At 60.0% G+C, this 19477-nt stretch carries 20 protein-coding genes; 13 read left to right on the forward strand and 7 right to left on the reverse strand.

What is annotated here, in order from left to right; genetic code table 11:
- Window positions 1-42: 42 nt before the first annotated feature.
- From GYK42_RS16515 to GYK42_RS16530, 4 genes are all read right to left on the reverse strand, one after another.
- Complete coding sequence (locus GYK42_RS16515; protein ID WP_166448363.1) at window positions 43-1599, reverse strand: FAD-dependent monooxygenase; 1557 nt, start codon at window positions 1597-1599, stop codon at window positions 43-45.
- 286 nt (window positions 1600-1885) lie between these two features.
- On the reverse strand, window positions 1886-2500 hold the full coding sequence (gene gstA / locus GYK42_RS16520) for a glutathione transferase GstA (protein WP_166448364.1): 615 nt from the start codon (window positions 2498-2500) through the stop codon (window positions 1886-1888).
- Between the two features lie 184 nt (window positions 2501-2684).
- Complete coding sequence (locus tag GYK42_RS16525; RefSeq protein WP_166448365.1) at window positions 2685-3404, reverse strand: SDR family oxidoreductase; 720 nt, start codon at window positions 3402-3404, stop codon at window positions 2685-2687.
- A gap of 61 nt (window positions 3405-3465) precedes the next feature.
- Complete coding sequence (locus tag GYK42_RS16530) at window positions 3466-4326, reverse strand: LysR substrate-binding domain-containing protein (protein WP_166448366.1); 861 nt, start codon at window positions 4324-4326, stop codon at window positions 3466-3468.
- A gap of 118 nt (window positions 4327-4444) precedes the next feature.
- Here GYK42_RS16530 and GYK42_RS16535 point away from each other — a divergent pair, with 118 nt between their 5' ends.
- From GYK42_RS16535 to GYK42_RS16555, 5 genes are all read left to right on the forward strand, one after another.
- A complete protein-coding gene (locus tag GYK42_RS16535; RefSeq protein ID WP_240943621.1) occupies window positions 4445-5986 on the forward strand; it encodes an MFS transporter in 1542 nt (513 codons plus the stop codon).
- A gap of 60 nt (window positions 5987-6046) precedes the next feature.
- Window positions 6047-6832, forward strand: a complete 786-nt coding sequence (locus GYK42_RS16540; RefSeq protein WP_166448367.1) for a TOTE conflict system archaeo-eukaryotic primase domain-containing protein — start codon at window positions 6047-6049, stop codon at window positions 6830-6832.
- Window positions 6833-7007: 175 nt separating this feature from the next.
- Window positions 7008-7520, forward strand: a complete 513-nt coding sequence (locus GYK42_RS16545; protein ID WP_166448368.1) for a DUF1579 domain-containing protein — start codon at window positions 7008-7010, stop codon at window positions 7518-7520.
- A gap of 62 nt (window positions 7521-7582) precedes the next feature.
- The gene (locus GYK42_RS16550; RefSeq protein WP_166448369.1) at window positions 7583-8038 is read left to right on the forward strand and encodes a nuclear transport factor 2 family protein; all 456 of its coding nucleotides are present in this window, start codon (window positions 7583-7585) and stop codon (window positions 8036-8038) included.
- A gap of 465 nt (window positions 8039-8503) precedes the next feature.
- Window positions 8504-8893 (forward strand): hypothetical protein, encoded by a 390-nt coding sequence (locus GYK42_RS16555; RefSeq protein WP_166448370.1) that lies wholly within the window; start codon window positions 8504-8506, stop codon window positions 8891-8893.
- A 59-nt stretch (window positions 8894-8952) separates the two neighbouring features.
- Here GYK42_RS16555 and GYK42_RS16560 read toward each other — a convergent pair whose 3' ends face one another.
- Entirely contained in the window at window positions 8953-9579 is a 627-nt protein-coding gene (locus GYK42_RS16560) for a tyrosine-type recombinase/integrase (RefSeq protein WP_166448371.1), read from the reverse strand.
- Window positions 9580-9824: 245 nt separating this feature from the next.
- Between GYK42_RS16560 and GYK42_RS16565 the strand changes: the two genes are divergently transcribed.
- The 5 genes from GYK42_RS16565 (at window position 9825) to GYK42_RS16585 (ending at window position 13792) form a co-directional block, all read left to right on the forward strand.
- Window positions 9825-10169, forward strand: coding sequence for a hypothetical protein (locus GYK42_RS16565; protein ID WP_166448372.1), 345 nt, complete (start codon window positions 9825-9827; stop codon window positions 10167-10169).
- 485 nt (window positions 10170-10654) lie between these two features.
- The gene (locus GYK42_RS16570; protein ID WP_166448373.1) at window positions 10655-11038 is read left to right on the forward strand and encodes a hypothetical protein; all 384 of its coding nucleotides are present in this window, start codon (window positions 10655-10657) and stop codon (window positions 11036-11038) included.
- A gap of 13 nt (window positions 11039-11051) precedes the next feature.
- A complete protein-coding gene (locus GYK42_RS16575) occupies window positions 11052-11522 on the forward strand; it encodes a hypothetical protein (protein WP_166448374.1) in 471 nt (156 codons plus the stop codon).
- A gap of 661 nt (window positions 11523-12183) precedes the next feature.
- Window positions 12184-12489: a hypothetical protein gene (locus GYK42_RS16580; RefSeq protein ID WP_166448375.1), complete on the forward strand. Its 306-nt coding sequence runs from the start codon at window positions 12184-12186 to the stop codon at window positions 12487-12489.
- A gap of 853 nt (window positions 12490-13342) precedes the next feature.
- Entirely contained in the window at window positions 13343-13792 is a 450-nt protein-coding gene (locus GYK42_RS16585; RefSeq protein WP_166448376.1) for a VOC family protein, read from the forward strand.
- 550 nt (window positions 13793-14342) lie between these two features.
- Here GYK42_RS16585 and GYK42_RS16590 read toward each other — a convergent pair.
- The gene (locus tag GYK42_RS16590; RefSeq protein ID WP_166448377.1) at window positions 14343-14588 is read right to left on the reverse strand and encodes a hypothetical protein; all 246 of its coding nucleotides are present in this window, start codon (window positions 14586-14588) and stop codon (window positions 14343-14345) included.
- Window positions 14589-14882: 294 nt separating this feature from the next.
- Between GYK42_RS16590 and GYK42_RS16595 the strand changes: the two genes are divergently transcribed.
- On the forward strand, window positions 14883-16283 hold the full coding sequence (locus GYK42_RS16595) for a PLP-dependent aminotransferase family protein (RefSeq protein WP_205711430.1): 1401 nt from the start codon (window positions 14883-14885) through the stop codon (window positions 16281-16283).
- Between the two features lie 40 nt (window positions 16284-16323).
- On the opposite strand, the gene GYK42_RS16600 is transcribed toward GYK42_RS16595, so the two are convergent.
- The gene (locus GYK42_RS16600) at window positions 16324-17385 is read right to left on the reverse strand and encodes an NAD(P)H-dependent flavin oxidoreductase (RefSeq protein ID WP_166448378.1); all 1062 of its coding nucleotides are present in this window, start codon (window positions 17383-17385) and stop codon (window positions 16324-16326) included.
- An 87-nt stretch (window positions 17386-17472) separates the two neighbouring features.
- Between GYK42_RS16600 and GYK42_RS16605 the strand changes: the two genes are divergently transcribed.
- Complete coding sequence (locus tag GYK42_RS16605) at window positions 17473-18348, forward strand: LysR substrate-binding domain-containing protein (RefSeq protein WP_166448379.1); 876 nt, start codon at window positions 17473-17475, stop codon at window positions 18346-18348.
- The gene (locus tag GYK42_RS16610; RefSeq protein WP_166448380.1) at window positions 18345-19475 is read left to right on the forward strand and encodes a YbfB/YjiJ family MFS transporter; all 1131 of its coding nucleotides are present in this window, start codon (window positions 18345-18347) and stop codon (window positions 19473-19475) included. Before GYK42_RS16605 ends, GYK42_RS16610 begins: the two co-directional genes overlap by 4 nt.
- Window positions 19476-19477: the final 2 nt, after the last annotated feature.

The following is a 19477-nucleotide window of genomic DNA, read 5'->3' on the forward strand; positions in this document are numbered from 1 at the left end:
CAAAGCCGGGCATTTTCGCACAGCGCGGCGGCGCCGTTGCCGTCAGCCGTGCGGCAAGGCGATTTTTTCCATCACCGCGCGCAGCAGCGTGGCGCTTGGCGCCGCAGACGGCGCCGAGCGCCAGGCGATGATGCCGTCCGGCCGGACGATCACGGCGCCGTCATCGCCTGTGCCGAAGGTGGCGCCGAAGGCCAGGTCGGCGGGGAAAACCACGTCGGCGTCGGCCAGCAAGGTCTTCAACGATATGTGCGCGGCGGCGGCGGACCAGCGCGGATCGGCTGTCAGCAGCACGAAATCCTCGGTCAACAGGTCGATGCTGGAGATGCTGTTGCCGCGATGCCGGACCCATACGTGGGGCGCGCGCGTGCCTGGCTGGCCGGCCCAGTCGCGCGGATGGGCGGCCGGCGGCAGTGCCGCGTCCGCGCCGAGGATGGCGCTGGACCGCGTCAGCTGGCCCAGTTCCATCGCCAGATTGCCATACAGTGGCGCGTCCTGATAGCCATCGCCGACCCATTTCGCATAGTCCGGCCGGGCGAAGGTTTGCTGGTGCCGCAGCCAGGCGATGGGCCGGCGCTCGTCCGTATAGGTGTCGAGCAGGGCGGGGCGCGATTGCCGCCGCAGGACCCTTTGCAGCTTCCATGCCAGGTTGTAGACGTCGTCTATGCCCGTGTTGGCGCCGTAGCCACCCCGTGTGGGCGGCAATTGATGGGCAGAATCGCCGGCCAGGAAAATGCGCCCCTCGCTGAACCTGTCCGCGATCAGGCCGGCCAGCTCCCAGCGCCCTGTGGTGATCAGTTCGAAGACCATGTCCTTGCCCAGGGCCTGGCGGACCAGCGCCCGCAATTGCTCGTCAGTGCTATCGCTTTGTTCTTCAAACATGAGGAACCAGCGCCCATCCGAATACGTGCCCAGGAAGCCTTTGAAGCCTGGCTGGTCGATGTCGAACTGGCGGATGCCCTGTTCCAGAAAGGCGTCCGCCTCCGCGCAGCGGAACAGCACGCTGCGCAGCACGCGCAGGGGGCCGGCGCCTTGGCGCGCGATGCCCAGCTGTTCGCGGATGGGGCTGGCCGCGCCATCGGCGGCGATCAGGTAATCGGCCGTGACGGCATAGCATGCGCCCGTGTCGCGCTGGCGCAGCTGCGCCGTGACGCGCTGCGCATCCTGCTGCACGGACAACAGTTCCACGCCCGTGCGCAGGTCGGCGCCCCGTGCGCGGGCGGCCTCGCGCAGTATCGGTTCCAGCAAGTCCTGGGCGATGGCGGCGCCGGCCATGGGCGAGGCCTTGCCGTCGCGCTCTTCCGGCTGGCCCGGCGTCCATGGCAATTCCTCGTAGTGCTGACCCGCCAGACTTTCCACGCGTGCGCGGCGCACGCTGGTGCCGGGCGGTACCTGGGGAATGCGCTCGGCGATGCCGGCGGCACGGAAAAATTCCAGCGTGTGTTCCGTGAAGCCCGTGGCGCGGGGGTGCGCGGCGCTGCCGTGGTGTTTTTCAACGAGGATGTGCGGTACGCCCCGCCATGCGAGGAAGAGCGAGGCTGAAAGCCCGACGAGGCTGCCGCCGATGATGAGTACAGGGGTGTGGATTGAAGCAGGTTTCATGATGTCGTCCTGGATGTTGTGCAGAGCACACTCGGTCAAGGACGTGGTGAATTTTCGCGGCAGGCGGAACGCCGTTCAGGCAGCAGGATGACGGAACGCACGCCGACGAAAAAACGGCGCACGTCCGCTTTTCGTCGTGGTCCGCGGCCCCCAGGGCTGGAATATGACCGTCCGCAGGCGGACGGCTGACCGGGGCTCACCACGCCGGTCCACCTTTTTCGACGCCACGATCTTAGCACGGGACTGTCGCGCGCCGCCAGTCCAGGGAAACCCCGTGCAACGGCCCTCAGGCAGCCTTGGCCAGTCCTTCCGCTTCCCAAGCAGCCTTGACGCTGTCGCGCTCGGTCATGCGGCCCAGGAATGCCTGCACATTGGCCAGCTGCGACAGGTCCACGCCCAGCTGCGGCGCCCAGCCTGTCACGGCGAACAGGTAGGGATCGGCCACGGTCATCGTGTCGCCGGTCAGGTAGGCCTGGCCTTCCAGGCGGCTGTTGATCCACGCATATTTCTTGCCCAGTTGCTCGATGAAGATGGTCTTGGTGGCGGCGTCGATGCGGGAATCGAACAGGGGACTGAACGATTTGTGCAGCTCGGAGGTGATGTAATTTTGCCATTCCATCACCTTGTAGCGGGCAAAGTTGCCCACAGGCGGCAGCAGATCCTCTTTGCCGGCCTGCTCGGCGATGTACTGGGCGATGACGGGGCCTTCGCTCAAGGTCCTGCCATCGTCGAGCGCCAGCAGCGGCACCAGGCCTTTCGGGTTCAGTTCATAGTAATTGCCGCCTTCCGGCGTCTTGTGCTGGCCCAGGTCGACCTTGACCAGAGTGAATGGCGTGCCCGTTTCGCGCAGGATGATGTGCGGCGCCAGCGAGCAGGCACCCGGAGAGTAAAAGAGTTTCATGGCGATCCTGTCCTTGAACAGATTGGGAAGACGCCACTATAGTCCTGCGCAGGCGGCGGGTAAATGCGTGTTCGTGCAATTCGCCGTTCACGCCCGGAGGAGGCTTGCGCTGGCTCAAATGGCCGCCGGCGCCGAGCTGTCTGCCGCCATCGTGGCGCCGGTCCCCGGTTTTTTTAACGGCTGCTCAGGCGCGCCCGCCCAGGCTGCCTCCGCCATCGACCGCCAGCACCTGGCCTGTCACGTAACTGGCTTGTTCCGATAGCAGGAAGCCGACGGCGGCGGCAATTTCATCGGGCTGTCCCAGGCGACGCATCGGTATCGTTGCAAGCACCTGGCGTTCCATCTCGCTGCCGACGGGGCGGGTCTTGCGGAACAGTTCCGTTTCCACTGGGCCTGGCGCGACCGCATTGACCGTCACGCCGTGTTCGGCCAACTCCAGCGCCCAGGTTTTCGTGCAGCCGACCAGGGCGCTTTTGGCGGCGGAATAGGCGGTGCGGTTCACGTTGCCGTGGATGGCCCGGCTGCAGATATTCACGATCCGGCCATAGCGGCGCCGCTTCATCGCCTCCACGAACTGCTGCGTCACCTGGATGGCGGCGCGCACGTTCAGGTCGAAGACGTTCTGCAAGGTGGCAAAGTCGATTTGCCCCAGCGGCTGGGGTGAGGCAATGCCTGCATTGTTCACGATGCCAACGATGTCAAACTCTTGTTCAAGCGCCTTGAGAACCTGCGCCGTTTGCGCCAGGTCGCCAAGATCGCAGGCCACCAAGGTGCCGGGAAAGTCCACGCCTTCAATGTGCCGGGCGATGCCGACGACCCGATGGCCTTGCTGATGCAGCAAGGTGCTGATGGCATAACCGATACCGCGTGTCGCGCCAGTGACGAGAAAAGTACGGGATGTCATGGGAAAGGATTTCCTTTAGCCTGAAAATGTACATTTGTGAAGGCTACACTTTTTTGCAACTTCATGCCGCTGCGGCGGCTGACCACTCGCGCAGCAATTGTCCGAACGCTTCGGCCGCCGCCGTGCTGCTGGCGGCGCGCCAGAGCAGCTGGAACCGGGCTGCGGGCAGGGCGGGCAAGCCATGCCGGCCATCGATGACCACCATGCCCGCTTCCAGGTCGCCTTGCGGCAGGGCCGTGATCGCCAAGCCCGCCAGCACGGCGGCGCGCAGGCCCTGCTGGCTGGGCGAGGTGAACGCCACGCGCCAGTCGATTCCGGCGCCATCGAGGGCGTCGACGCCCACTTGCCGGTGCATGCAGGGCGCGGGTGAAAACGCCAGCGGCAGCGGCAACGCGCCATCGTGCCGGAAATCGTGCGCCGCGGCCCAGACGAAGCGCGTGCGGCGCAGCATGGCCGCCTCATCCTGGCCATCGGCCAGGGTCATGACAACGGCCAGGTCCAGCGCATCGGCGGCGACCAGTTTTTGCAAGTCAAGATAGGTGCCCACCGTGACATCCAGGCGCACGGCGGGAAATAGGTGCGCGAATTTCGCCAGCAGGGCGGGCAGGCGCGCGCCCATGAAATTTTCCGGCACGCCAAAGCGCACGGCGCCCGCAATCGAGGAACGCTGGAAGCGCCGCGACAGGGCATCCTGGGCCGTCAGGATCTGCCGCGCATGGCGCAGGAAATCCTCGCCGTCTTCCGTCAGGCGCAGGCTGCGCGTCGTGCGCAGCAGCAGCGCGGTGCCCGCTTGCTCTTCCAGGCGGCGGATCTGGTGGCTGATGGCGGACTGGCTCAGGTGCAGCCGTTCGGCGGCGCGCGTAAAGCCGCCCGTGTCCTGTACCGCCACAAAGGCGCGCAGCAGGGCGGTATCGAAGTCCATGGCGCTCCCGTGATTCATGATGAAAATGAATGAATTGTACAAAATTTTATCATTTCCCTCATGAATCGACATTTTCTAGAATGGCCGCTTGCAGTGCTGCGGCACTACGCGTCCCTCCATGACTACCGAAAGCAAGGCTTCGATGCACCTGACTACTTCGCAACAAAACGCACTCACCCTGGCCGCCGTCTGCCTGGCCTCGCTGATGTTTGGCCTGGAAATTTCCAGCGTGCCCGTCATCCTGCCCACCCTGGAAACCGTGCTGCATGGCGATTTCAAGGACTTGCAATGGATCATGAATGCCTACACCCTGGCCTGCACTACCGTGCTGATGGCTACGGGCACCCTGGCCGACCGCTATGGCCGCAAGCGCTTGCTGCTCGCCAGCCTGGCATTGTTCGGTGTCAGTTCCCTGGCATGCGGCTGGGCCGGCAGCACGGGCGTGCTGATCGCGGCGCGCGCAGTACAGGGCATGGCCGGCGGCGCCATGCTGATTTGCCAGGTGGCCGTGCTGTCGCGGCAATTCCCGGCGGGCGCCGCGCGGGGCCGGGCGTTTGGCGCCTGGGGCATCGTATTTGGCCTGGGCCTGGGCTTCGGACCCATCATCGGCGCGGCCATCGTGGCGCTGTCAAGCTGGCAGTGGGTATTTCTCGTGCACGGGCCGCTTGCGCTGGCGGCAATGCTGCCGGTGGCGCTGGGAGTGAGCGAATCGCGCGACCCGCAGCGGCGCAAGCTGGACGTGGCCGGCATCGCCACCTTGTCGCTGGCCGTGTTCAGCCTGGCCTGGTGCCTCACGCAGGGGCCGGCGCTGGGTTTTGCGGACCCGCGCACAATGGCCAGCCTGGGCATGGCGCTGGCCGGTTTTGCCGCGTTTGCCTTCATCGAACGGCGCCAGGCCGAACCGATGGTCGATTTTGCCGTCTTTCGCATCCGCCGCTTCTCGGGCGCCTTGCTCGGTTCGGCGGGCATGAACTGCAGTTTCTGGCCGCTCATGATTTATCTGCCCCTGTATGTGCAGCATGGCCTCGGCTACGACAGCCTGGACACGGGCCTGACCTTGCTGGCCTACACCTTGCCCACCTTGCTCGTGCCGCCGCTGGCCGAGCGGCTGGCGCTGCGCTACCGGGCCGATGCGGTGATCCCCGCCGGCTTGCTGGCCATCGGCGCGGGTTTCTTGCTGATGCTGTGGGGCAGCCAGGCGGCGGCCGCCAGCTGGCTGACGATCCTGCCCGGCTGCCTGCTGGCGGGCACGGGTCTGGGCTTGACCAACACGCCTGTCACCAACACGACGACGGGCGCCGTGCCCGGCGAACGGGCCGGCATGGCGTCCAGCATTGACATCAGCGCCCGTATGGTCAGCCTGTCCATCAATATCGCGCTGATGGGCTTTATCCTCGTCGCCGCCATCCAGTCCGCCTTGCGGCCGCATCTTCCCGGCGGACTGGACGCGGCCACCTTGCGCGCCATGGCCGAGGATTTATCGGCAGGCAAGGGCGCCGGCGCGCTGCCGGCCGGCGTGGCCAAGCTTGCATTGGTTCAGGGATTTGGCGCCGTGATGCTGTACGGCGGCGTGGCCGCCTGCCTGTTCGCCGTGGCCAGCTGGCTGGTGTTTGGCGCCGGGCGGGCGCGGCAGGCGGCAGGGTTGCCGGTGCGCGAATAGCCAGGAGGCTATAATCCGGGCATGTTGGCAAGTCTTGCCAATGTCATCACGAGGCCGCCCATGCACAAACTGATTTCCGAACTCACCCGCCTGTACCTGTTCGATGAACAGCAGCACTATCTGGATGAGGACGGCGGCGCGCGGTTGCTCACGCCGGCCGTGCTGGCGCGCCATCTGTCGGGTGAGCAGACGGTGGCCGTGCAACTCGTGACCGGGAGCGGTCTGACGCGTGCGCTGGTGCTGGAATTTGGCGGCAAGGGCGGCGGAGAAGCGCACTGGAGCGCGCTATGCGCGATCGCCAATGCCGTGCAGCACGAGCTGGACTTGCCGGCGCCCGCCGTCAGCATTTCGGGCACGGCGTTCCAGCTGTGGCTGTCGCTGGCCACGCCCGTACCCGTCGCCCAGGCGCGCCAGTTCGTGCAGCTGCTGCGTTCCACCTTTTTATCCGCCTCGACGGACATCCTCGCCGCAGCGCCGCCCGCCGACGTGGAGCAGGCGGCGCTGCCACCCGCCTTGCAGCCGTCGGGCAAGTGGGCCGCCTTCATCCACCCCAGCATGGGCGCCGCCTTCGTCGACGAGCCGGGCCTGGACATGCCGCCGCCGCCAGCCGCCCAGCTGGGCTTCCTGGAAAGCTTGCGCAGCATCAATCCGGGACAATTCGCGCAGGCGCTGGCGAAATTGCAGGAACATGCGGGGCCGGCTGATGCTGTGTCCGCGCCCGTCGCCGCATTTCCGGTGTCGGCCGTCTCATCTGGCTTGCTGTTGCAGGACGCTACGCTGGAAGACATCGTGCGCTGGCTGCATGCGCGCAATATCGAGCCGACTTTCCGACACAGGCTGCAGTAGCGGGACGCTCTTCCTGCCAAACAGCAGGCGGCCAGCAGTGGACATTTCACTGGCGTGACAAATATATGCATTTTTCTTGCCGGGAATTTGCTATTCTCTACGGTCGCTATCGAGCCAAATCGGCAATGAAAAGCCAGTTCGCTCATCGCCTTAAATTAAATCCAGGACACCGTCAATGCACTTGCCAGCTGAGAAAAACGCCCCCCGGGACTTTGATTTCATCATCGGCGATTGGCTGGTCAAACATCGACGGCTCAATTCCAGATTCACGCATTGCAAGGAGTGGACAGAGTTTGACGGGCTCTCTTCGACCGTCAAGACATTGGGCGGCTTTGGCAACCTGGAGGACAACGTTCTCTACTTTCCGGAAGGTAGCTTCCGCGCCCTTGCACTGCGCTCGTTTTGCATCACATCCGAAACTTGGTCGATCTGGTGGCTCGATGCACGCAAGCCGGCAACGCTGGATGTCCCCGTTGTAGGAAAATTCTCCAATCACATCGGCGTATTTTTTGCAGATGACGTACTCGATGGCCAAGCAATAAAAGTGCGTTTTACCTGGACTGCCACACCGGGGAAAAATCCTCGCTGGGAGCAAGCTTTTTCCAAGGATCAAGGAAGAAGCTGGGAAACGAACTGGACTATGGATTTCGTGCGCGCCGCACAGGAAATGGCACCCATTCAGCCTTGAATGCAGAGGCTGCCAATGGCGGCAAGCGACCAAGAGCAGCCCTAAGTAAAGAAAGATCCATCATGAAGCGAGCTATATTGATTGTCTTGTTTGCTTTAATGCCAGTGTTCGCGCAGGCGGTCAGTATCGCTGACGAACAAATTGAACGCGCGGTGCGCGACTACATTGAGTCGCAACACCAAGCTAATCCGGCCCGCATGGAGCGTGGCATAGACCCGAAGCTCGCGAAACGCACTTACTGGCGGGCCGCCGATGGTTCTGAATTTATCATGAACACGGACTTCGACACCATGCTCAAGGTCGCCAGTAACTACAACAAGGACGGCACGAAATTCCCTACGCAACCGCGTGTTGATATCAAAATCCTCGATGTCGACCAGCGCGTGGCAAGCGTCAAATTGACCGTGGATGAGTGGATCGATTATATGCATTTATACAAGAACGATCATGGCGAGTGGAAGATCTTGAACGTGCTTTGGCAGTATCACGAAACGGCGCTGCAGGCCAACAAAAAATAATCCTGCCCCCCCGATAGCTATGTGCGCTATCGGCCAGGAGCAGCCATTGGAAAGCACTCAGAGCAATGAATGGAAAGAATTGATGGTTCGACTTGACTGTTCTGGCATCACCTTTGGCTCGCAACTTGACGAACGACATTTGTTCAAGTGGGGCATGCAAATTTCGGGTACGCTTCGGTGGGAGCAGGATACTCTTGTGGTGAAATCATTGAACCTCAGTAAAGCATCCTTAACGGACTTGCTAGCGCTTTTTTCCGGTATCAAATACCCATGAGGCAGCTGGCTCAGTTTAGAAATGCCCGGAATGAAGGTTGGTTTGCTGCTCCGACAATGTATTGGCACACACAGGTTTTCGGCTAGGCTGCAACCGGCCAGAAGCGGTCGTTGTCCATGCCAACTACTCCGGCCCTGTTTCCATATCCGTTTTATTTCCACGCATATCAAGCCTTCTAAGAAAAAAAGTACATGCCAATCAAAGCGAAGTCATTTGGGTACCAAGAGCAATTTGACTGGGGCGCGGACATTCACTCTGTTTCCTACGACGGCCGCCTGTCGATACGCGTCCTTCGAAACCGCAACATGGACGGTGGCATTGAAGTCACGTTTTCTCAGGTTGACGGCTTTAGGCTTTTGGACGAAGTTCCGCTTGCGGAGTACTGGACGGCTGAGGACTTTCCTTCAGGTTATCCCGTCCTTGAGGTTTTCGATGGCGGCTGGGCAAAGGAAGAAAATGCGCGTCTCGGCTACAACGAGCAGCAACGTGAGTGGATTATCGTGACCGCTGGTGCATGCGTCAGCGTTTTTTCGAAGCATGAACCAGAGATTCGTGACGCAATCTGGCCCGCCCTGCTTTAGGCATAAACAGCCGGTTGCCAACGGCTGCTTCGGGGCGACTGCTGGCGTCGCCCTTGTTCTCAAGCATCGGTTTGCTCGGCCATTTCTAGCGCATCGTCAACCTTAATGCCAAGATAGCGCACCGTACTTTCCAAGCGCGTGTGGCCCAGCAATAGCTGCACCGCCCGCAAATTTTTTGTGCGACGGTAGATGAGGGTTGGCTTCGTCCGACGCATCGTGTGTGTACTGTATGCCGTCGGGTCCAATCCAATTTCGTCGAACCATTGGTGAACTATGCGCGCGTACTGCCTGGTTGAAATATGCGGCGATTCGGAAATCCGACTGGGGAATAGAAAGTCGCCGTGCCGTAAACCTGCGGCCGAAATCCACTCCCCAAGGCTCTTCCTGGTTCCTGCGGTAAGTTCAAATTGGACAGGTCGCTTCGTTTTCTGCTGCATCACAATGGCCCTCGCTGCTATATGCCCTCCCTGACATACATCGTTGACACGCAACTGGACCAAGTCGCAGCCACGCAATTTGCTATCGATGGCTAAGTTGAAGAGCGCCAAGTCACGCACTCTCCGGTAGATTTCTAGGCGGACGCGAATTGCCCAGATTTCGCTTACGCGCAGCGGCGCTTTTTGCCCGACTAATTTGTCTTTGTTCCATGGTGTAGGTTGACCCAAAAATTGTGCTTGATATTCCATGATAGACCTCCTGAATGGAACTCTACTATGCGTCTAAAGAGCATCGGCGGCGTTAGGAAGGTGAGGTGGAAATTTACTGGATTTCCATTTGGACAACATGGTATCGTTGCTTATAGGCGAGATACGGCCACAAGCGGTCATTCGTGGCAGCGTGACAATTTGTGAGTTTTTCTGCTTAGCAATCCGCTATCCTCTGGTTCCGCTACCGGCCAATAGCAGACCTATACCTAGGCGAAGGAAAGTAGATGAACCTATTCGAAGAGGCACTGAAAGGAAGTATCAACGCTGTCCGAATATTAAAATCTAATCAAAAGAAAATCGATTCGGATATATTTGTATTCCCGAATGATGTTGCAGCCGTGATTAAGATGTACTTGCAGCAGAAAATTACGGCTTCGGATTTGAAGGAATGGGCTTCACTAATTCTTTCCGTTGAGTGCTACATTTGTCCAAATTGGGAAAATTATGAACTAGCTGATCGCTACCAGCCAATGTGGGACATACTACAACGATTGGAGATACCAGCAATTCATGGGGAAATTTCTGCATCGATAGCAGAAACATATTTGCAGAAACTTGACTCGATTTGATGTCGTATCCAAGAAGGCCTTTCGGCCTATTGTGTTGAAAAATGCGGGGACGTTAACATTTAGAACGAAACTCTGCCAGCCTAGACTGGCCAGAACCGCTGCTGTTGAATGATTCCCGACTGCTTGGAGGCCTGAGACCTCCCGAAATTGTTGCCGTTCGACTTCTTCAACACAATAGGCCAGAAGCAGACGTTGAGAAAAAACTAAAACTGACCTAAACCTATGCTTCCAAGGCGCACAAAATCTCAACTAGCAGCCGAACTGGGTCGCTTCGTCCAGCAGTATGCCCGCAAGGCCCATAAAAATTGGGATCCTAATGACCGAAGCTATGATAGAAAGCTGGAAGAGAAAATGAAGAGGCTATCGCCAGAAGATTTGTCAGAATTGCTTTCTGGTGACGATATCGAACCAATGGCACGTTCCCCGTTACCGAAAGAGGATTAGGCTGTTCTCGGCCAGGAGCAGCCGTTCATTTATAGAAAAGAATGAATAAACTAACCGTTTCAACTATAGTTGCGCTTGGACTTTCTACGTCCCTCGGGTTCGTTTGCGGATATCTCTTCTATGCGGGTTTTGGGGAGGCTCGCAACATCGCTGTGCAGACAGTATTCGAAGCACAGGAGACCCAACGGGTACTTCAATCATATGAGCCAGTTCTGATCACTTCAAGATTCTACACGGAGTTGGCTGCCGTAAAATCAGCTCAAGATGCTGAAGTCTTACGCCAGAAATATCGGGATGCCACTCTTAGGAATATTATTTTGTTCGAGAAACAAGCTGCCAAGCTTGAGCTTCCAAAAGAGCGTGCGTTAGCTGCTCCATTCTTGGATAGCGCTGCGAACGCTCGTAAGGAGTTGGAAACTAAATAGCTAAGATAACGGCATGACTGAAATCGACCAGAAGCAGACGGAGCTAAACACTGCCAGCAATTATTTTTCGGAGATTCTTATGTCGTGTGACTTAATGGTATATCTAAAACGAAGCGATATGCCGGCGCCTAGTGTATGGAGAAAAGCAATAACCGATGCAGGTTTTCCGGTTATTCTGGACGATGATTTTGATGTTTTTTCTTTCACTGGTTTTCTTCCTTGCCCCGTCAATGGAGAGCTAGCGGGGTTTGAATATTACGTTGCTCCGACCTCTTCGGAGGATATAGCCGAACTTGGATTGGCACCTGAACTGGGCTTCTCTGTTCAGTTTATCATCGGTTCTCGACCGCTGGAATTGACTGCTGCACTTGCCGCTTCAAGCGTGCTCGCATCGGTATCCGGCGGTGTTCTTGTTGACCAGCAAGAGGGCGAAGTTATAGGTGCAAACGATGCCATAAATTGGGCAAATGCTCAGCTTGGGTGAGTCAGCCGTAATCGGCCAGGAGCAGACGTTCAAGTTGACGTGACAATGCGTAACTATTCTAGCTTGGTAACTCATTATGCTCATGGGCCGCTGGCGGCCGTAATCTGACTCCCGCCACTTCCCAGAAAAGTTGATTATTTGCAATGTGAGCATGAACTAGTTAAACTAGTCAGACACTAACTTCCCTCTTCAATATTCGTGCCAGTCAACTTAGATTTTAGCGAGACAAAACCATGGCACTTGATGGATTAGTAGAGATTGCATTGCGAGCCGTCGCCGAAGTAATCATTGTGGGTATATTTTATTGGCCGGGATGGCTACTACTGCGGGTAATTACGGTAGGTCGCTATCCACCTCCAATTGGCAAACCGCATAACCAAATGGCTGTTGGTAGCTTCGGATTTTGTGTATTTCTCGTTGTGCTGATCCTATGTCTTCCAGGAGCGCGTCAATAGATGTTTTTCATTCTAACTCGTCGTTGCACACTGGCGTTCTGCGTCACTGAATTTGGTCGTTGAGCGTGCGCTTTGGCGAAGCAAAACAGACCGGTTTGGGCAGAATTCGGCAGCGGCGGCAAGCGGCCAAAAGCGGACCAAGTCAATTGAAATAAGGAGCTGGTGTGTCAGTGCCAGATGAGTTTTGCAAGGCATTGGATAGGGGGATGGTCGAACTTAGCGACGATGAGTGGGCCGTCACAAAGATCCGAGAGCGTGCGCTTATTGGCGTGTCACCAAACGACGCGTTCGGTAGCATTTCCAGAGTTTTGAATTTAGCAAGCAAGCAGTCAAATGAATATGCTTTCGTATCCTGCTGTTGGTTTGCGATGGATTTGGTGAGACTCAGTGATACGACCGAGCCTCCATCGGGTGTGGCGGAAGTGTTGATTTCGCTGCAACCAGCAGCAAAGAAATTTGGAGCTGCTAACGAGTTAAAAAATATTGCTAACTGGTATCGGCTGAAAATTTGAAGCAACGTCAATAGGCCACTACCGGCCAGGAGCGGCCATAGCATCTGACTTCGCCAACAAAATTTCTTATATCAAATGTCAACAATATTGTACTCGGCAGTTAATGCGCCAACTTCCTATGGAAGTTTCCTGTTCACAGTGCCACATCTTCTAATCGGGATGGCATTGCTATGGGCAAGCTGGCGCCGGAAGTGCTGGGTTAAAGGTATGAGTGGTCTTGCGGGCCTTATTGTCCAGACTTTTTTCGGAGGAATTTTCTTTTTCGTAACTGCCTATTCCATGACTGAAGGTTGGCTCGATACTTTAACCTGTCGTACTGCGCTTCGAGAAGGCAATGTATCAATAGTGACGGGGACGCTAAAAGTCAATAAAACGTTTAACAAACCTGGTTACGGATATATTGATTTCGATATTGACGGACATTCTTATACTACGCGGACTGAAGGGCCAGGGTGTGACTGTGGGTATATTCAATCGGTTGGGCGACATGTTCTACGCGCTAAGAATACTCAGGTGAAGGCACAATTACTGAATGGAAATATTCTGAGTCTCGAGTCAATTCATTGACCGAACTTCCGCTTTGGGGCGGAAGCGGACGCTGCAATAGAGATATGCTCTCGGCCAGAAGCAGTTATTCACCATGCGAGAAAATTGCAGCGGTCTGACGAGCTAGTCAGCTGGACGCGGATGGCGGTAACGGTTCTTTCCTGATGGCGCTTCCCGCGCCGCATTCGGCGGCTCCATGATAAGCTGTGGTGAGCGCCAAGGGCCGTCGACGATTTCTCCACGCGATCAGGCCTCACACAATGCGTCAATTTGACGTCCGGTTTACAGTGGACGGCCAGGAGGCAACATGACAGTCACGCGTATGGACAACGTCGGCATCGTGGTAGAAGACATCGATGCCGCCATTGCGTTCTTCACCGAACTTGGTCTCGTTTTCGAAGGGCGCGCGCCAATTGAGGGCGACTGGGCAGGTGGCGTCACCGGTCTGCACGGCATGCGCGTCGAGATTGCCATGATGCGTACGCCGGACGGTCACAGCCGTCTCGAGTTATCGCGTTTCCTCGCGCCGCCCGTGGTCGCCGATCACCGCAACGCCCCGGTGAACGCTCTCGGTTACCTGCGTGTCATGTTTACCGTCGAGGATATCGACGATACGCTCGTCCGGCTCGTCAAACGCGGCGCGAAGCTGGTCGGCGAAGTAGTCCGGTACGAAAACATGTATCGGCTCTGCTATATCCGTGGTCCCGAAGGAATCCTCATCGGACTTGCCGAACAGTTGCCGCAGAAGACGTCCTGAGGGAATCACGCAGGGCCTTGAACACTACAGGATCGGCCCCGAACCCGGTGCGGCGCAGATCGCGGGGCATGCGCCGACACCGCCCGGCGTGACATTGCAGGCCCCTCCGGGGCCGGCATAACACGCGCCGCCGGGCCCTGCGTAGCGGGGGCCTCCGGGGCCTGCATACATGGGACCGCCAGGCCCCGCGTACAAAGGCCCTCCCGGCCCGGCGTAGCAGGAGCCTCCCGGCGCCGCACAAGTGACAGGCGCCGTGGGAATGCTGGCGCATCCGAAAAGACCACCTGCCAATAACGCCAATCCCGCCAAGCCGAGTATTTTCATCAAATGTATCTCCTGGATAATTGAGCAAAGCCGAACCTGACATACTATACGGTGCAGTTTTCGCTGCACATCAACTGCTGGATGCGGAATTCAACAAAGACAATGAGCATGCCCGATTGATGTCGTGTCTTCGGATTTCAACCATTCGGTGCAGACGACTTGCCGGATTTTGGCCTCGTTTTTGCCGCGAATGGCCGGCAATGCACCTGCCGGCTATTCTTGACCGTCATGGGAGGGTCATGTCCAAGCCGACCATCCTGACAATGAAGAAGGTGACGAGTCCCAGGCCCATGAGCAATAGCACGAAGCCGGCGACCACCTTGCCGCTCGCGCGCAGCACCGCGCGATTCTGTTTCGCCTTGTCCTTATCCTTCTTGCCTTGATCGTAATGCCACTTGATGGCGAAGAACATGCCCGTGGCGAGCACGAGTGCCTTGAATGTCACGAAGACTATAGGGGTCCAATCGATCATTTTGCGTATTTCCAGTCTATTACTTGATTACTTGACACTATCTGTCGTGAGGCGCACTGCCTCAAAATGCTGCTTCAGCAGCTACTGTTCCAACTTTTTCTTCAACTATCCCCCCAGGCACCCTGTTTGACTCTTTCATTATAGCTAGCTCTGAAATAACGACGGTATCGAGCGCGGTGATGTGCCGCATGCGGATGAGTGAGGAAAAAACGTCTGCGACTGCCATGCAAGGATGGTGTTGCTGCAGGTTATGAGGCATACTACCTTAAAACAATCTCCATACATTGAGACAAAATGTCCCAGTTAAAAACCATACAAGATGAAAATTTGACGAGCTGGTTGCCGCGATTGGCCGGGAACAAGGGGCCCCGTTTTTTGCAAATTGCCGATGCCTTGCAGGTGGCGGTGGCAGACGGATCGCTGACAGCGGGCGATCGTCTGCCGACGCAGCGCCAGTTGGCGGCACAGCTGGGCGTCGACCTGACGACGATCACGCGCGCCTACGACGAAGCCAGGCGCCGCAACTTGCTGGAGGGGCGCGGCGCGCGCGGCACGTATGTCGCGGCGCCGAAAGTCGAATTGACCGCCATCCTTGACCTCTCCATGAATACGCCGCCACCGCCGGATGGCGTGGACTTCGACGACATGTTGCGACAAGGTTTGTCTCAAGTACTGATGCGCGCCGATAATGAGTTGCTGATGACCTATCACTTGGGCGGGGGAAGCGACTCCGACCGCAAGGCCGGAGCCAGGTGGCTGGAACCGATGTTCGGACCTCTGGATTCAGGGCAGGTGGTTGTCTGTCCCGGTGCGCAAGCGGCGATCGCCGCATTGATCCTGGCGCTGACGGAGCCTGGCGATGTGATCCTGGCGGAGCCGACGAGTTATCCGGGCTTGCGTGCCGCGGCCGCCCAGTTCGGCCGGCACGTCATCGCGGTGGGCGCGGACAAGCATGGGATGCTGCCTGAGCTGCTTGAACAAGCGTGCCGCCAGCACCAGCCCGCGCTGTTCTACCTCAATCCGACATTGCAGAACCCGACCGCCATCACCATGCCGGAACGCCGGCGCAAGGAGCTGGCCGGCATTGCGCAGCGCTGCAATGTACGCATCGTCGAGGACGATCCCTACTGGCTGCTTGCCGATGCCCCGCCGCCGCCCGTTGCCGCGTTTGCCCCGGCACAGGTGCTCTACATCTCGACGCTGTCGAAATGCCTGACGCCCGGCTTGCGTGTCGCCTTCGTGCTGATACGCGACCCGGCGGAGCGCGAGCGTTTCCTGGTCGCGCTCAGATCATTTGCGCTGATGGTCGCTCCTCTGACGGCCGCCCTGGCCACGCAGTGGATACTCGACGGCTCGGCTGACAGATTGATGGAAGGCGTACGCAAGGAGGCGCGCCTGCGCCACCGGATGGCGCGCGATGTGCTGGCGGGACGCTACAGCGGCGCCGGAGACGGTCTGCATGTATGGCTCGAGTTGCCCGCGTATTGGCACTCCTCGCAGCTTGCGCTCGCAGCCGCCAGCTACGGCATCGCCGTCACGCCGGCGGAGGCATTCGCAACGGGCAGCGCATCCGTGAACGCCATTCGCATCTCTTTGGGCAGCATCAAGGACCGTGGACGCTTGCAGGCCGGTCTTCAGCGGCTGTCTCACCTGCTTGCGCGGCGGCCCGAGTCATTCAGCGCTGCCGTGGTTTGACTGTCAGGAGCACTTCCTTATCTCCAGAAGCATCCCGGCATCAGGCCGCCATTTCCCTCGCCAGTGCCGACACCAGTTCCTCCGCCTCCATTTCCCGCGCCAGCGGCGCGCCCTGGCCGGCCCACTGTGCGGCGAATTCGCTATTGCCGTGCTGGCTGGCCAGCGCGTTCAATTGTTTGGCGGCATCGTAGGCGACGGGATAGTCGGCGGGGGGCGGGCTGCCCGGCGCTTCGCCGTGCTCGATCAAACGGTTCACCATGCCGCGCGCCAGGCGGCCCGAAAGTACGCTGGTCAAACGCGTGCTTGCGGCCCGTTCGCTTTTCAGGTTGGCCCGGTAGCCTGCATTGGCCGACGATTCCGGGCACAGCAGGAACGCCGTGCCCAGCTGGGCGGCCGCGGCGCCCAGGTCCAGCGCGGCGCGGATGCCTTGTCCATCCATGATGCCGCCGGCGGCGATCAGGGGCAGGGCGGTGCGGCCCGCCAGCAGGCGCAGCAGCACGCTGGTGCTGTGGCGCTCGTCCGGCGCTTGCGGGTCGAAAACGCCGCGATGGCCGCCCGCTTCCACGCCTTGCGCCACGATGGCGTCGACGCCGGCCTGTTCGATCAGCGCCGCCTCGTGCAGATTGGTGGCCGTGGCCATCGTGTAGACGCCGGCCTGGCGCAGGGCGGCAATCTGCTGTTGCGTCGGCAAGCCGAAATGGAAGCTGACGACGGCGGGCCGCTGTTCCAGCAACAGGTCGAACGCCGCGTCATTGCCGATAAACGTTTCGTAAATTTCGTCGAGCGCCACTGGCACGGCCGCGCCCAGCTCCGCAAACAGGGGTGCCAGATGGGCCAGCCAGGCCGCTTCGCGCCGCGCATCCCTGACTGCCGGCGCATGGCAAAACACATTCACATTGAAGGGGCGGTGCGTCAGCGCGCGCGTGTCGACGATCATCTGGCGCGCCTGCGCCACGGTGCCGGCGCCGATGGCCAGCGAACCGAGGCCGCCCGCGTTCGAGACGGCGGCGGCCATGCGCGGCGTGGAGATGCCTGCCATCGGCGCCTGGATGATGGGCAATTGCAGGGCTAGGTGGTCGAGAAATTGCCGGGACGAGCTCATGGTGTTTCCTTCACGAAGTTAAGGCGGCTGTACAGTATTCGTATTTAGAGAATATAATATCACAATCATTTTCATATAGAGAATACGATGGATACTGAATCATTGCGGATTTTTTGCTCCGTCGCCAGTGAACTGAGCGTTACCCAGGCTGCGGCCAGGCTGGGCCGCGCACCGTCCAGCGTCACAACGCGCATCCAGCAGCTGGAAGCCGATATCGGCGCGGAACTGTTCGTGCGCACGAATAAACGCATGGCCCTGACGGCGGCGGGCGAACGCTTTCTCGAGTATGCGCAGCGTTTGCTGGCGCTGGCGGAGGAAGCGCGGCACGTCGTCACCGGTGGGCGCGAGGGCGGCACCTTGCGCGTCGGCAGTATGGAAAGCACGGCGGCCAGCCGCCTGCCGGCGCTGCTGGCCGCATACCACGCCCGCTATCCGGCGACGCGCCTGGCGCTGGGCACGGGGCCGTCGCGTCCCCTGATCGAGCAAGTGCGCACGGGCTTGCTCGACTGCGCCTTCGTGGCCTTGCCGCCAGCGTTCGGCGGCGCCGCCGCATTGGCGGAGCTGGGCCTCGCATCGACGGCCGTGTGGCGAGAAGAGTTGTACTTGCTGCTGCCAGCCAGCGAGGCGCAGGCGCGCCGCGCCTCGGACGTGCGCACGCGCTCGCTGGCGGCCTTCCCGCAGGGCTGCACCTACCGCGGCATCGCGGAGGAAGTGCTGGGCGTGGCGGGCAGCACGCAGTGGCAGGTGCAGGAAATGAACTCGTATCACACGATGATCGCCTGCGTGGCGGCCGGCGCCTGCGTGACCTTGCTGCCGGCCAGCGTGCTGGCGCTGTCGGACGCGCCGGCCACCTTGAAAACCTTGCCTGCAGGGCCAATTGACACCGTGCTCGTGTGGCGCGCGGGATTCGACGTGCCCGCCTTCCAGCAGTTGCTGGCGCAGGTAGGCGAGGCTGCGGCATGAGCGCGGCGGCCAGGCTGCGCGTCGCCATCGCCGCGGCCGTCATTCTCGCCATTGGCATGGGCTTTGGCCGCTTCGCCTTCACGGCCATCTACCCGCACATGGTCAGGGAAGGCGTCTTGAGCTTGCGCGACGGCAGCCTGGCCGCCTCGGCCAACTATGCCGGCTATTTGCTGGGCGCCGTCCTGGCCATGCGCGCGCGCGCCCACAGCGCGCACCGGCTGTGCCTGTGGTCGGTGGCCGGCACGGCGCTGTGCCTGGGCGTGCTGGCCTTGCCGATGCCCGTCTGGCTCATCGTGACGGTGCGTGGCGTGGCCGGCGTCTTCAGCGCCCTGGCCATGGTGGCCGCGTCATTATGGCTGCTGGTGCAGCGCGGCCATGGTCGCGGCGCGCCGCTGCTGTATGCGGGCGTGGGCGTCGGCATCGCCGTGTCGGCCGAATTGCTGGTGCTGGCGTCGCACCTGGGCTGGCACAGCGCCGGCATGTGGCTGCTGCTGGCCGGCGTCACGGTGCTGGCGGGGCTGGTGGCTACGCCCGCCATTGCCGCCAGCGGCCAGGCAACCCTGGCGGCGCCGGCGCAAGCCGTCGCATCGGCCCTGGCGCCCGTCGCGCCGTGGCCGCTCGTGCTGATCTACGGACTGGCGGGATTTGGTTATATCGTCACGGCCACGTATTTGCCCATGCTGGTCGGCGCGGCCTTGCCTGGGCTGAACTCCGCTCACGTGTGGGCCGTGTTCGGCCTCGGGGCGGCGCCGTCGTGCTTCCTGTGGCACCGGCTGCACGAGCGACTTGGCACGCGCCAGGCGCTGAGGCTCAATTTGCTGCTGCAGGCGCTGGGCGTTGCCTTGCCCGTGCTGGCGCCCACGGCCGCCGGCTATCTGTTCAGCGCCATCCTCGTCGGCGGCACGTTTGTCGGCACGGTGACCATCGCCATGCCGGCCGCGCAGCGGGCCGCCGTCAAGGCAGGGACCAACATGATGGCCGTCATGACGGTGGTGTATGGCATCGGCCAGATCATCGGCCCCGTACTGGCCGGCAGCCTGTATGCGCAGTCGCACAGTTTCAACAGTGCGTTATTGGCGGCGGCCAGTGCGCTGCTGCTGGCGATTATCGTCAGCCTGCGCTTGTAAAA

Source organism: Janthinobacterium lividum, assembly GCF_011601275.1.
Classification (GTDB): domain Bacteria; phylum Pseudomonadota; class Gammaproteobacteria; order Burkholderiales; family Burkholderiaceae_D; genus Janthinobacterium; species Janthinobacterium lividum_E.